Below are 14,526 nucleotides of genomic sequence, written 5' to 3' on the forward strand. Positions count from 1 at the left end.
TGATAATATTGACCTGAATTGCAATGACTTGGAGATGGAGGTGAAATATTGTGGAATATGAAAATTCAACTAAGAAGCGAATAAGAGAAGTTGCTCTTAATTTATTTAATGAGAAGACTTTTGAAACAGTTACTTTAAATGAAATTTGTGCTGCAAGTGGTATTAACAAGCATACATTTTATTATTACTTTAAATCTAAGGATGAACTTTTAAGGGACTATTATAAGATTCCAAGTAAAGTAACTCCTTATGATCTTACTACAATTTTGACTGCCGATTCTTATGTTGAACAATTATGGCTTTTAAATAAGAATTTTTTAGATTTTGTTGAAAATTCAGGTGTAAATATTGTAAAACAATTAATTATAAAAAATTTAAAAGATGATGTGGGAACTTTTAAAATAAGTGAAGAGAGAAAAGAAATGATTAAAGTTGAATGTGAGATAATAAGAAAAGGACAAGAAAGTGGAGAGTTTTTAAATAAAGCAGAACCAGAAGTATTGGCTATATTACTGAAACAAATAACTCATTCAACAGCTGTTACCTGGAGTCTTAAAAATGGCGGTTTTGATTTTAAGACAGCAGCAAGATACATGTATGAATCGATGTTTAATGTTGCGCCAGAATTAAGAAGCGTTAAAGAATATGATATATTAGGAATATTTTAGATTAATAAAGCTTCAAAAGTATTGGGGATTGGTAGGAGGAACAAGATGAAAAAAATTAAAGCCGTATTATTTGATATGGATGGAGTAATATTTGATACTGAAAGAATTTATTTAGAACACTGGACAGAGATATTTCAAAAGTATGGATATACAATGACACAAGAAGTTTATGCATCTGTAATGGGGCGTGGACGAGAAAATGTAATGAGAATATTTAAAGAAGTGTTTGGTCAGGATTTGCCTATACTGGAAATGTATAAGGAAAAGGATAAAATGTTAAAACAAGCAGTAGAAGAAGGTAAGGTTCCTATGAAGCCTGGTGCAAAAGAGATACTGAGCTTTCTTAAAAATAATAATTTTAAAACAGCGCTTGCGACTTCAGCTAAAAGAGATAGAATGATTATGCAGTTAAAGATGGCTAATATTGAAGCTGAATTTGATGCTGTTATTTGTGGAGATGATATAACAAAGTCTAAACCAAATCCAGAAATATTTTTAATGGCAGCACAAATCATTGGTATTGCTCCAGAAAATTGTGCTGTTGTGGAGGATTCCTCTGCAGGCATTGAAGCTGCATATAAGGCTGAAATGTTGGCATTACATGTTGAAGATTTAAAAAAGCCAGATGAGGAAATATTGAAATATTGCCAAAAGAGTTTTAAGGATTTATTTGAAATTAAAGAATACATTGCCCAAATATCAAATATCAATATTCAATGATTATTGATATTTTGAAGATACATACATAAAGCATTTAATAAAGTAATAAAGAGAATAAAATTAATCCAAAATGTACACCCTAACATATGAGGTGATACAAGTGGATAATAATAAAAATAGAAAAAAAGATAGACCTAAATCTAATGCAGAGTGGAGAAAAGTTGATCCGAAAGGAAATGCAGATCTAGGAATTATTGATGGTAAAAAAATAGGAGCGCCTCCACACAAAGAAAAGGATCATCTATAGTAATATGGAGAATATATTAAGAAAAGTTTGTCTTAGTTTAATATATTCTCTTTTGAAAATTAAAAAAATTTTATAATAATTGACAAATGAACGTGAATATTAAAAAATGAAATTGAGCATTGAGCATTGAGCATTGAGCATTGAGCATTGAGCATTGAGCATTGAAAATTGATAATTGAAATGTGAGGAGAGAAAGAAGATGTCATTAGAGTTAAATATATGTGAATTAGGAGAAGCATTAAGAAAAATAGAAGAAAAATATAAATTAGAGGTATTAATAAAGTCAAATCTAAGTGGTGGTTGGATGACAATTACAGGAGAAGCCATAATAGAAAAAGTTCCAAAAGATAAAAAGACAAGTTGTGGCGGAGGAAACGGTGACAACATTATAGATATAAAAATTAAAACTGAAAATAATGAAGATGGACTTATTATGAAAATAACAGGGGCTAAAAATAAAAAGTTTTCAATAGATGTATCAAGTGCTAGGTATAAAGAAATACGTCCTAATAATTTATCAATAAATCAAACAAAAATCAATGAAAATGAAAGTAAGTTAAGGATAGACGAAAACATAATATTTTCAATAAAAGCGCCTGCAGATGAGGTCATACAAATTATAGCAGGTTAAAATAATAACTGAATAAAACAATAGCAATTACAAATACTATTATAGAAACTATGATAGTAGGAGTGTGATAAAAATGGACAATAGTATGAAAAGAAAACATACAAATAAACATAAGAGTTTAAATCATAATCCGCAAGCAGAAAGCGCAAATGCAGTTTTTGGTGAACCAAAAGCTAAGGATTCTGAATTTATTCCGAAGACTTTTGAGTAGTAAATTTGAAATTTTATACTTTAATATTATATAGTAGTTAAAAAATAAAAGGATTCTCTTAATACCTGAGAATTCTTTTATTTTATTTAAGAATATAGATATCAAAATTTATAATATTAATGTATATAAAAATGTTGAATTTAGAAGTATTCATGTATAAAATTAATATTAGGGAATAGTTGCAGCAGTATGGTGATTATGAGAGGGGGAAAGACGTATATGCATGTTTTTATGGCGAGACAACCAATATTCGATAAAAAGAATAATGTTATTGGTTATGAATTATTATTTAGAAATGGTTATGAAAATGCTTATAATAGTGTTGATGGGAATGAAGCAACACTGCAAGTAATAGCAAATTCATTTTATGAATTCGATTTCAAGGCTGTTACAGATAATAAAAAAGCTTATATAAATTTTACTGAAAAATTAATAAAGGAAGAAATAGCAACAATCCTTCCCACTGAGAACGTTGTAATAGAAATTTTAGAAACTGTCGAACCAACTGAAGAGATTATAAATGCATGTAAGAAGCTTAAGGAAAAAGGATTTACTTTAGCATTAGATGATTTTGTATATGATAAGAAATATAGAAAATTAGTAGAAATAGTTGATATAATAAAAGTAGATTTCCTAATTACTAAAGGTTTTGAAAGAAAAAAAATATTTGATTTATTAGAAGTAAATAAAAATATTAAGTTTTTGGCTGAAAAAGTTGAAAATGTAGAGGAATATAATGAAGCAATCTATTTCGGATACACATATTTTCAAGGATATTATTTTAGTAAACCAGTTATTTTATCTACTCAAACAGTTTCACCGAACAAAAATACAGCATTAAAAATTATGAAATTAATAAATGATAAAGATTTTAATTATGCAGATTTAGAAACTCTGATTTTACAAGATGTAAGTCTATCATATAAATTAACTAAACTTATTAATTCTTCTGCATACTATATAAAAAATAAAATAACATCGATTAAATATGCCATAGCATTTCTTGGAGAAAAAGAAATTGTAAAATGGCTGTATGTTGTTTTATTGCATGACCTAAAAGAAAGAAATCCAGAGGAATTGATTAGAGTTTCTCTGCAGAGAGCAAGATTTTGTGAACTTATATGTAGCATGAGCAAGTATAAACAAAAAGCTTTTTTAGCATATATGACTGGTATGTTTTCTGTTATGGATGCTATTTTAAATTGTTCTATGGATAAAGTTATACAAGATTTAAATGTATTTGATGAAGTGAAAGATGCATTACTTGGTGAAGAAAATGAACTAAATACAATACTGAAACTAGCTGTTAGTTTTGGAAGAGGAGAGTGGGAAGATTCTGAGGCTTATGCTGAGAAGATTGAGGCAGATATAAATCAGATTTCAGGAGTATATTTTGATGTTATCGTATGGGTAGATAACATACAGTATGAATAAAATTATATGGAATTATACTTATGCAAAACTTACCCAAATCAGATACATATTTATTACAGCGGACTTATGAAATTATCGCTGAATGGGTTCTAAGTGGAAGGATGCACCCATTTCTGCATGTTCCTAAAGTAAATTTATGACAAGCAGAAAGTGGAACAACCTTCCACTAATAACCATCACAGCTTAATTTCATATGCCGCTTGCACAAATATGTATCTAATTTCTAGAGTAGTGTTACGATCATAATTTCTCAATGATGTATGTATATTCCGTTCATAAGTTTGATTATTAATTTGGATATCTATACAATCTTGGGAAATTAAAATTACAAAACTACACTAGAAATATAATACATTTTTTCTGGAGAAGGCATGCGAAATTGAGCTGATGAAGGTCCTTAATGGGGGCTTGTTTCATTTTCAGCTTGTCCAGATTTTACATCTGGAACACGCTGAAATGACGACAAGCACACATTTAGAACCTTCCAGCGAAAATTTCACTAGTCCTGCGGAAGATAAATGTATCATATTTCGGTAATTGTTGCATAAGTCTAATTTTTGGTTTGGATATCTATAATTATATTTAAATTTATATTAATTAAAATGAGACTATTGAAAAATCTCTGTTGTTAAACGAGTAACTATTTCAATAGTCTCATTTTATTTTCTAGTTTAATTCATAAATTAAATGTTGAAAAAGTAAGTATTTAAAAAAAGTAGTCATAATGTCTTTGATTAATTGAATATATTTTAGGTATAAGGGAGGAGGAGTGTTTATGAGTATAAATTTTAAGGAATTTATAGAGACAGATAGAGATAAGTATAACACCCAAAGATTTGAAGGTAATTTCTTAAATTATTTAAATATAGTTAAGGAAAATCCAGAGGTGGTTAGGCTTGCACATAAAAGGATTTATGAAATGATAGTTGAGAAAGGTGTAGAAGAATTAAAAGCTGATGAAAATCCAAGAGTAAGAAAAATTTATGGGAATGATTTAATAAGAAGGTATGGTTTCTTTAAAGAGGACTTTTTTGGTATTGATAAAGTCATTATGAAACTTGTTAGTTATTTTAAATCTGCTGCCATGAAGGGAGAAGAAGCTAGACAGGTTTTATATCTTGTTGGGCCAGTTGGAGCCGGTAAATCTTCAATAGTTGAAAGCTTAAAATCTGCATTAGAAGATTGTGAACCAGTATATTCACTTAAGGGATGCCCTATGCATGAAGAACCACTTCATTTGATTCCAAAACACTTAAGACCAAAATTTCAAGAAATGTTAGGAGTTCAAATTGAAGGTGATCTTTGTCCTATATGTAAATATAAGCTTATTAATGAACTTAAAGGCATGTATGAAGATTTCCCAGTTGAAAGAACAGAATTTTCTATAAGATCAAGAAAAGGGGTAGGCGTGGTTCCACCAGTAGATCCTAATAATCAAGATACTTCAATTTTAACAGGGGCCGTTGATATTTCCAAAATGGATTTATATTCAGAAGATGATCCAAGAATATTTTCTTTAAATGGAGCTTTTAATGTTGGTAATCGTGGACTTGTAGAATTTATAGAGGTATTTAAAAATGATGTTGAATATCTTCATACAATAATAACTGCAACCCAAGAAAAATCCATACCTTCACCTGGTAAGGGCTCTATGATTTATTTTGATGGAGTTATAGTTGCACATTCTAATGAAGCTGAATGGAATAAGTTTAAATCTGATCATACCAATGAGGCAATATTAGATAGAATAGTTAAGGTTGAAGTACCATATTGTTTAGAACTTGATGAAGAAGTAAAAATTTATGAGAAGATTTTAAAGAAGAGTAATTTTAAAGCACATATTGCACCTCATACTATTGAAATGGCAGCAATGTTTGCAATACTTTCAAGATTAACACCTTCAGCGAAGGTGGATTCTATGACAAAGCTTAAAATATATAACGGAGAAGAAATTGTTGAAAAGGGAACTACAAAGAAAATTGATATTGGAGAGCTTAGAGAGGAAGCAGGACAATATGAAGGAATGAAGGGAATAAGTACAAGATTCATTATAAAGGCAATAGATAATGCACTTTCAGAATCAGAGCATGATTGTATAAATCCACTTAGTATAATGGAAAGCATGATAAAGTCTGTCAAAGAACTTGATATTGCAACAGATGATAAGAAAAAGTATTTAGGATTTATTCAAGATAATATAAGAAAAGAATATAATAAAATTCTTGAGAAAGAAATTACAAAAGCATTTATTCATTCTTTTAGAGAACAAGCCGAAAGTTTATTCAATAATTATATAGATAATGCAGAAGCTTTTGTTAATAAGAGTAAGATAAAAGATCTTTCAACTGGAGAAGAACTTAATCCAGATGAAGAATTTATGAGGAGTATAGAGGAGCAAATAGGTGTGTATGCTGCATCTTCTAAAGGGTTTAGATCAGATGTAACTTCTTATATGTTTTATATAGTTAGAAAAGGTGGAAAATTGGATTATACATCTTATGAACCATTAAAAGAAGCAATAGAAAAGAAATTAACTGCCTCAGTTAAAGATTTATCAAGAATTATTACCAAGTCAAAAGTAAGAGATAAGGAACAAGCAGAAAAATATAGTTCTATGGTTGAAGAAATGAAAAGAAATGGATATTGTCTTCATTGTTGTGATGTAATCTTGAAGTATGCTGCTAATAATTTATGGAGAGATTAAGCTAAGTTATGGCAATATTTAGAGATTATACTAACAATCAAATTGATCACGACAGATCCATAGAAGATAGAAGAAGACATAGGCAACTAGTAGAAAAATCTATAAAAGAAAATTTAGGGGATATATTATCGGAAGAAAGTATTGTTGGTGAGAGCAAAAATAAAAAATTTAAAATACCTATTAAAGGAATTAAGGAATATCAATTTGTCTATGGGAAAAATTCTAAAGGCGTTGCAAGTGGAGTTGGAGATGAAAAAAGAGGGGATAAATTAGGAACTGGTAGTAAAAAATTAGCTAAAGGAAATCAAGGTGCAGGAAATGAAGAGGGTGATGATGTTTATGAAACAGAAATCACTCTCGAAGAATTGATGGATTATATATCAGAGGATTTAAATCTGCCAAATTTAGATCAAAAAAAATACTCTGAAATAATTACTGAAACTAGTGGTAAAAAGAGAGGATATCAAACGCATGGAATAAGACCAAGACTTGCAAAAAAGAAAACTGTAATGTCAAAAATTGCACGAAAGCAAGGAAAGAAAAGAGCACTTCATGAACTAGAATCTGACGAAGAAATTGAGAGATTTCCATTTAGGGAAGAAGATTTAAGATATTATAGAGTTAAATTAAAACCTAAAAAAGATAGTAATGCGGTTATGATATTTATTATGGATGCATCAGGTTCAATGGATGTAACTAAAAAATATTTAGCTAGATCATATTTTTTTGTATTAGCTGCTTTTTTGAAGAGAAAGTATAATAATATAGCTTTTGAATTTATATATCATACTACTGTAGCAAAAAGAGTTGATGAATATGAATTTTTTCATAAATCAGAATCAGGAGGAACTTATATTTCAAGTGGAATTAATGAAGCATTAAAGGTTATTGAAGAAAAATATCCTCCAGCAGCATGGAATATATATAGTATATATGCAAGTGATGGAGATAATTGGTCAGAAGACAATGAAAGAGCCATTGTTGCAGTTAAAAGCATATGTGAAGTCAGCAATATGTTTGGATATGCAGAACTTTTGCCATCAACATATACAACAACCATGTATCATAAGTTCACAAAAGATATAACCAATGCGAATTTTGTGTCTGTAATTATTAAAGAAAAGAAGGATTTATGGGATGCACTTAAGATTATGCTTAGGAAGGAGTTAAAGGAGGAATAAGAAAGTGGAGTATAGTTTTAGAGATCTTGAAATTTGGAATGAAAAAATTGAGAAAAAAGTTAAAGAATATGGATTGGATTTTTATCCTCAGGAATTTGAAATGATAAATTTTAATGAGATGATAGGGTATGAGGCTTATGTTGGAATGCCTTCAAGATATCCTCATTGGAGTTTTGGAAAGTCATATGAAAAAAATAAAACACTATATTCTTTCAATCTTACTGGTCTTCCTTATGAAATGGTTATTAATTCAGATCCTTGCTTAGCATACTTAATGAAAGATAATACCTTGCTACTGCAAATATTGACAATGGCCCATGTGTATGGACATAATGATTTCTTTAAAAATAACAGATTATTTAAGCAAGGTACTAATGCAAAATATACCTTAGAAATGTTTAATTTAGATTCTAAGATTATAAGAGAATATATTGATGATCCAAGTATAGGATACTCAGAGGTAGAGAGAATATTAGATGCAGCTCATGCTATAAGATACCAAGCTAAAAGGAATATAGGCGTGAGGGAATTATCCAATGACGAAATAAAAGATAATATATTAAAGGATTATGAAAATAAAAGAGAAAATAGAGGCATTCTAGATTCTAATAACAAAATAAGTTTGCCGGATTTGGATAAAATCCCTTTAGAACCTGTTGATGATATTATGGGATTTATACTAGAATATGGTCCTTTAGAAGATTGGCAGAAAACTATCATGAGAATAGTCAAAAGGGAAACGGAATATTTTATGCCTCAAATTGAAACTAAAGTAATGAATGAAGGATGGGCAAGCTATACACATTATAATATTTTAAAGGATTTAGAACTTCCTCAAGAACTACATCTTGAATTTTTAAAGAGGCATAATGATGTAATAGCGCCTGCTATTGGTGGATTAAATCCATATTATATAGGATTCAAAATATTTGAAGATATTGAAAAGAGATATGGAAAGGAAAAAATATTTGAGGTAAGAGAAGTTGAGAGAGATTCTTCTTTCTTAAGGCGCTATTTAACAAAGGAATTGTGTGAAGAACTAAATTTATTCCAGTATAATGAAAGGACTTTTGATGTTGTTATTGAAGAAATATCAGATGATATTGGATGGAAAACAATAAGAGATACCTTGAGTTATACAGCTGGCATGGGGAATATACCTTACATTAGAGTTGTGGATCTAAATAAGAAAAATCACATGTTAACCTTAGAAAATGTCTTTGATGGAAGGGCACTAGAACTTTCTTATGCAAAGGAAACATTAAAATATATACAAGAATTATGGGGGCATGATGTTACATTAATTACAAAATCGACTGATAAGCAGGAAGTGATTTTAACCTGTAATCAAGAAAAGAAAATAAGCATTTCTTAGGAGAGAAAAAGGAACCTAACTAGAAAACAAAATTGTAATAAATTTATAAGGAATTAATTATGAAATTTGATGATTTAGTAAAAAAGCAATATGAAGATATAGATAATATAAGTGGATTATTGAAGAACTATGTAGACTCCTATAGATTGCTTATAGCCAGTGCGTCAGAACTATATGGTATTAATTTGGCAAAAAAAAGTGATGTCAAAAAAGCGTTGGATAGAGTTGAAGAAGTTGGAGAATTAATTGATAAATTAATAGATACATTAGATAAGTGTGAGGTATCTTATTTGAAATACTGTAATATTAAAAATGATTATATTATTAGTAGCACAGAAAAGGATAAGATATTTACTGAGATAGATAATGAATTAAATTTTCAAAATTCTCAAAGAGAAGAGTAAAATAATTAGAAAATAAAAAACTCTGCCTGGTTAAGGACAGAGTTTTTTTGAAGAAAAAATCTAATATTTAGAATTTCTTCAATTTAAGTTTAGATACCATTAAATACGAACCTATTAACATTAAAATTACAACAAGATAAACTGGCGCTTTTGTATTTAAGTTAAGTAATGAAAAAAGTGCCATAAAACACCCTACAATTGTTATAGGAACGCCTGTAAAAGAACCATCAAAATCAGTAGTATTAAATCTTGCCAACCTATATGCACCACAGATTGGGAATAATAGTAAAACTATATAACCTAATAATCCATTAGGACCAAAGGTATTAAGATTAAATAATATATATACTAATATAGATGGTGCTACACCAAAAGAAACCAAGTCAGCCAATGAATCCAATTCTTTCCCCAAATCACTAGATACATCTAAAAAACGAGCTATTCTTCCATCATATCTATCAACTAATCCAGCTAATAAGATAAAAGCACCTGCTAATGGATAGTTATCATTCATTGCTGATAATATAGATATAATTCCGCAAGACAAATTAATAAAGGTAAATACATTAGGAATACAACTTTTCCTCATAATATCACTCCTAAAATTATAAAAAATACTTACAAATATTTATTATAGCATAAAAATATAAATAATATAAGACATAAATTAATTTTAGCAAATTTTAGTGTGTTTTGTATCGACATTAAATTAGTAGAATGCTATAATCAAATTTAGCACATAAGTAGTATATGTGTAATTTTTTTGAAATAATATTATAACTCGATTTATTAAGATAACTATTAATAAAATAATTTTATTATAAAATATTAATTAAGAAATTTAGTGGAGGTAGGTTTATTTATGAAAAAGGTAAGATTCATATACAACCCATACTCAGGAGAAAATAGCATAATAGGCGAACTGGATAATGTTATTAGATTACATCAGGAAGCAGGCTTAACAATTGTTCCATATAGAATTCAAAAAGGGAGAGATTTAGAAGAAGCCCTAGATATAATTGATGAAACTTATAACTATGTTTTGGTTGCTGGCGGTGATGGAACTGTTGATTCTGTAGTAAATGCTATGAAAAACAAAGATATAAATATACCAATAGGAATATTACCAGTTGGAACAGCTAATGATTTTGGAAAATTTATAAACATGCCTAAAGATATTGAAGAAGCATGTAAACAAATATTAGAATCAAAACCAGTTGCTGTGGATATTGGTAAGATAAATGACAAGTATTTCATAAATGTAGCAAGTTCAGGGCTTTTTACTGATATATCTCAAAAAATAGATGAGAACTTGAAAAACACAATGGGAAAAATAGCATATTATCTAAAGGGAATAGAAGAACTTCCTAATTTTAGAAAATTAAAAGTAAAAGTATCTTCAAAAGAATGTGAATATGATGGTGAAATGTATTTACTGTTAGTTTTTAATGGAAAAACTGCTGGAAATCTTAATTTGGCTACAGAAGCTGAGATTACAGATGGAAAGCTAGATGTAATAGTATTTAAGGCAATACAAGTAATAGAAATTTTACCTCTATTTATAAAGCTTTTAAGAGGAGAACATTTAGATTCAGATAAGGTTGTTTACTTTAGAACAGATGATGTATACATTGAATCATCTGAAGATATTGTTACAGATATAGATGGAGAAAGAGGACCAGATTTCCCTGTAAGAATTCAATGTATTAAAGGCGGAATTAAACTTTTAGGTATAAAATAGGATAAATTATAATAAATATAAGTAACAGAACTGTGGATTGGAGAGGGCGTTGTGAACTTTGCATATTATTTGTTTTTGTTACTTATAATTTTTTTAGCAATTTCAATTATTAAAAAGAATTTAGAAGTTTCACCAAAGAAAATAAAAATTTACTTAACTATAGTAGTTACATTATTTTTGTTAAGACATATAGCATTATTTCTTTTATGCATACTTAAGAACAGTAATATAACATATTATTTAAAATCAATAATATTTTTAAATCATTTAACAATTCCACTTATTGTACTTGCAATAACCTATGTATATTTAAGATCAGAAACTTTAAATTTTGGAGGCAGTTATGTTATTGCAGCATTAGTTAGTGCTATTTATGGAGTAATAATTTATATATCTAAGGTAACTGTACAAGTAAGTTATTCCTATGGTTTTATATTGGAAATAGATAAAAGTACAAATTTATTTTTATTTTCTTTAATTTTACTTGGAATATTACTTATTTTAAATGTAATCTTGTTAGATAGGCCTTACGCTAACAAAAAAGGTATATGGTTTATAATTATTGCAATTTCAATAGTTATGATTGAAGATATTATTATTCTAGGTGGAGTTAAAATTTTCCCATATTCGGTTATAGGGGAAATGTTGTTTTTAATGATTATGAATTTTGTATTGAGTAGTTTTAAACCTACGGCTTTAAAAAAATAAATTAATTTATAGTTAGCGAGTATTAAGCTAAAGAATGTGCAAAAATAGCCCCCTTATAAATACTAATTATAAGGGGGGGATTTTAGTTTAAGAGTTAAATCAAAATCTCTGAACTAATGGACTCTTTTTTTGCCATTTCCATTTTTATGTGAAGAATTTTGGTTCTTTGTATTTCTATCATTTCTATTCAAATTATTCTTTGATTGAGTACTTGATGCATTTTTAGATTTACTATTTTTAATACTATCTGATTTTTTATTTGAAGTTCTAGTGCTATTTTTATCAGAATTATTATTTGTTTTACTAGTAGTTTTATTCTTCCCTTGATAACCAAGCTTACCAGGAGCAAAACCTATCAAGCAATCTTTTCCATTACCAATTAAATCTTCCCTATGGGCTTTAACTAAAGCTTTTTTTACTTTTTGATGATTTTTTGGTACAGCAAATTGAATTAAAGCTCTTTGCATTTCTTTTTCTTCTGGAGTTTTTGGCACATAAACTTCTTCTCCAGTTAGAGGATTAACTCCAGTATAATAAATTGTAGTTGAAAGACTTCCAGGAGTAGGATAGAAATCTTGTACCTGTTCTGGAGTATAGCCCATTTGCTTTATATACTGGGCAAGTTCTATTGCAGCATTTAAATCTGAACCTGGATGAGAAGACATTAAATAAGGAACTAAAAATTGTTTCTTATCAAGCTTTTCATTTATTTGAAAATACTTATTAACAAATCTATCATAAACATCTCTTGTAGGTTTACCCATTTGATTTAATACTCTTGGAACAACATGCTCAGGAGCAACTTTTAATTGACCACTAATGTGATGTTCGCATAGTTCTTTGAAGAAAGAATCATTTTTATCATGTATAAGATAATCATATCTAATTCCGGAACGGACAAAAACTTTTTTTATTCCAGGAAGTTTTCTTACTTTCTTTAATAATGAAAGATATTCAGTATGATCTATTATTAAATTTTTACAAGGACTAGGGAACATACATTGCTTATTTTTACAAGTACCATGCTCTATTTGCTTTTTGCAGGCTCTATGCCTAAAGTTTGCAGTAGGTCCCCCAACATCATGTATATATCCTTTAAAGTTAGGCAGAGTTGTTAATAGTTTTGCTTCTTCAATAATTGATTCTTGTCCTCTGTTTTGAATAACTCTTCCTTGGTGAAAGGTTAAGGCACAGAAAGAACAGGAACCAAAGCAGCCTCTATGGCTTGTTATTGAAAATTCAACTTCTGTTATTGCCGGAATCCCACCTTTTGCTTCATATATTGGATGATAGGTTCTTGTATACGGTAAATCGTAGGTCATATCCATTTCAGCTTGAGTTAAATCCTCTTGAGGTGGGTTTTGAACTAAGTATCTATCTCCATATTGTTGAATTATAGTCCTACCATTTATAGAATCTTGTTCATAGTATTCTAATTTATAAGCTTTTCCATAAGCTTTTTTATCAGTAGACACTTCTTCAAATGAAGGAACTGTAACTGCATCTTTAATATTAGAAATGTCTTTAGTTAAGTAACAGGTTCCACGTACAGTAGTGACATTCTTAATATTAGCTCCATATCTTAATAAATCAGCAATTTGAATTATAGTTTTTTCACCCATACCATACATTAATAAATCAGCTTTTGCATCTACAAGAATACTTCTCCTAACTTTGTTATCCCAGTAGTCATAGTGAGCAAAACGTCTAAGACTTGCTTCTATACCACCAATTGCTATAGCAGTGTCTTTGTAGGCTTCTCTTATTCTATTACAATAAACAATAAGTGCTCTATCTGGTCTATGGCCAGCTTCACCACCAGGAGAGTATAAATCTTCGTGTCTTATTCTCTTTGCAGCAGTGTAGTGATTAACCATTGAATCTATATTTCCTGAATTAACTAAAAAGCCATACTTGGGCTTACCTAGTCTCTTAAAATCTTCACAGTCATGCCAATTTGGCTGAGCTATAATACCAACAGTAAAACCTTGGGCTTCAAGGGTTCTACCTATTATAGCAGTACCAAAAGAGGGATGATCCACATATGCATCACCGGAAACAATAATAAAATCCAACTGTTCAATTTTTCTTTTTTCTAAGTCCTCTCTACTAATAGGTAAAAATTCCTTGCAAAGTTTCATATATTAATAACTCCAATTCTACAAAATTTATTCTTAATGTATATTATCATAACCATAGATACATTACAAATTAATAATAAATAATTTAAGGATAAAATTCTGGAGAAATTTCTAAGAAAAAATTAATCATTTTATTGATAAGCAATCAAAAAATGTTGACTTTTTTTTTATATAGACTATAATTATTATATAAACCCTATCAAAACAGTAAGAATTAAAAACTATGAAAAAGGAAAGTAGCATAAAGGAAGTTTACAGAGAGAAAAGAGAGATGAGAACTTTTTAGCAGTAATTTGTGTGAAGTGCCCTTTGGAGTTGAAGTCTGAATATAGTAAGATTCTCCGGATTCACCCGTTATAGT

14 protein-coding genes and 1 other annotated feature (1 of these 15 running past the window's edge) are annotated in these 14,526 nt (G+C 28.9%); of the genes, 12 read left to right on the top strand and 2 right to left on the bottom strand.

Features of this window, described 5'->3' with window-relative positions:
* The first annotated feature begins 50 nt into the window (after positions 1 to 50).
* From L3B98_RS19545 to L3B98_RS19590, 10 genes are all read left to right on the top strand, one after another.
* Positions 51 to 668, top strand: a complete 618-nt coding sequence (locus L3B98_RS19545; RefSeq protein WP_015395207.1) for a TetR/AcrR family transcriptional regulator — start codon at positions 51 to 53, stop codon at positions 666 to 668.
* A 45-nt stretch (positions 669 to 713) separates the two neighbouring features.
* Positions 714 to 1,388, top strand: a complete 675-nt coding sequence (locus tag L3B98_RS19550; protein WP_238917928.1) for an HAD family phosphatase — start codon at positions 714 to 716, stop codon at positions 1,386 to 1,388.
* 100 nt (positions 1,389 to 1,488) lie between these two features.
* Positions 1,489 to 1,635 (top strand): hypothetical protein, encoded by a 147-nt coding sequence (locus tag L3B98_RS19555; RefSeq protein WP_015395205.1) that lies wholly within the window; start codon positions 1,489 to 1,491, stop codon positions 1,633 to 1,635.
* Between the two features lie 199 nt (positions 1,636 to 1,834).
* Positions 1,835 to 2,266 carry a UDP-N-acetylglucosamine pyrophosphorylase gene (locus L3B98_RS19560; RefSeq protein WP_238917929.1) on the top strand — a complete coding sequence of 144 codons (432 nt, stop codon included), beginning with the start codon at positions 1,835 to 1,837 and terminating at the stop codon, positions 2,264 to 2,266.
* A 73-nt stretch (positions 2,267 to 2,339) separates the two neighbouring features.
* Entirely contained in the window at positions 2,340 to 2,477 is a 138-nt protein-coding gene (locus L3B98_RS19565; protein ID WP_238917930.1) for a CPC_1213 family protein, read from the top strand.
* A 219-nt stretch (positions 2,478 to 2,696) separates the two neighbouring features.
* Positions 2,697 to 3,911, top strand: a complete 1,215-nt coding sequence (locus L3B98_RS19570; protein ID WP_238917931.1) for an HDOD domain-containing protein — start codon at positions 2,697 to 2,699, stop codon at positions 3,909 to 3,911.
* Between the two features lie 775 nt (positions 3,912 to 4,686).
* On the top strand, positions 4,687 to 6,615 hold the full coding sequence (locus tag L3B98_RS19575) for a PrkA family serine protein kinase (RefSeq protein ID WP_238917932.1): 1,929 nt from the start codon (positions 4,687 to 4,689) through the stop codon (positions 6,613 to 6,615).
* Positions 6,616 to 6,623: 8 nt separating this feature from the next.
* Entirely contained in the window at positions 6,624 to 7,796 is a 1,173-nt protein-coding gene (yhbH, locus tag L3B98_RS19580; protein ID WP_015395198.1) for a sporulation protein YhbH, read from the top strand.
* A 4-nt stretch (positions 7,797 to 7,800) separates the two neighbouring features.
* Positions 7,801 to 9,171, top strand: coding sequence for a SpoVR family protein (locus tag L3B98_RS19585; protein WP_015395197.1), 1,371 nt, complete (start codon positions 7,801 to 7,803; stop codon positions 9,169 to 9,171).
* Between the two features lie 59 nt (positions 9,172 to 9,230).
* Complete coding sequence (locus L3B98_RS19590; RefSeq protein WP_015395196.1) at positions 9,231 to 9,575, top strand: hypothetical protein; 345 nt, start codon at positions 9,231 to 9,233, stop codon at positions 9,573 to 9,575.
* A gap of 67 nt (positions 9,576 to 9,642) precedes the next feature.
* Here the strand turns inward: L3B98_RS19590 and pssA are convergent, their stop codons facing one another.
* The gene (gene pssA / locus L3B98_RS19595; RefSeq protein ID WP_015395195.1) at positions 9,643 to 10,164 is read right to left on the bottom strand and encodes a CDP-diacylglycerol--serine O-phosphatidyltransferase; all 522 of its coding nucleotides are present in this window, start codon (positions 10,162 to 10,164) and stop codon (positions 9,643 to 9,645) included.
* A 273-nt stretch (positions 10,165 to 10,437) separates the two neighbouring features.
* Here pssA and L3B98_RS19600 point away from each other — a divergent pair, with 273 nt between their 5' ends.
* Positions 10,438 to 11,316, top strand: a complete 879-nt coding sequence (locus tag L3B98_RS19600) for a YegS/Rv2252/BmrU family lipid kinase (protein ID WP_015395194.1) — start codon at positions 10,438 to 10,440, stop codon at positions 11,314 to 11,316.
* Between the two features lie 51 nt (positions 11,317 to 11,367).
* A complete protein-coding gene (locus tag L3B98_RS19605; RefSeq protein ID WP_238917933.1) occupies positions 11,368 to 12,024 on the top strand; it encodes a hypothetical protein in 657 nt (218 codons plus the stop codon).
* Between the two features lie 113 nt (positions 12,025 to 12,137).
* Here the strand turns inward: L3B98_RS19605 and L3B98_RS19610 are convergent, their stop codons facing one another.
* Entirely contained in the window at positions 12,138 to 14,165 is a 2,028-nt protein-coding gene (locus tag L3B98_RS19610; RefSeq protein WP_238917934.1) for a YgiQ family radical SAM protein, read from the bottom strand.
* Between the two features lie 214 nt (positions 14,166 to 14,379).
* Positions 14,380 to 14,526 (top strand) — a binding site (T-box leader) (it continues 86 nt past the right edge of the window).

The sequence above is a fragment of the Clostridium sp. YIM B02555 genome (genome assembly GCF_022320955.1).
In the GTDB taxonomy this organism is placed as follows: domain Bacteria; phylum Bacillota; class Clostridia; order Clostridiales; family Clostridiaceae; genus Clostridium; species Clostridium saccharoperbutylacetonicum.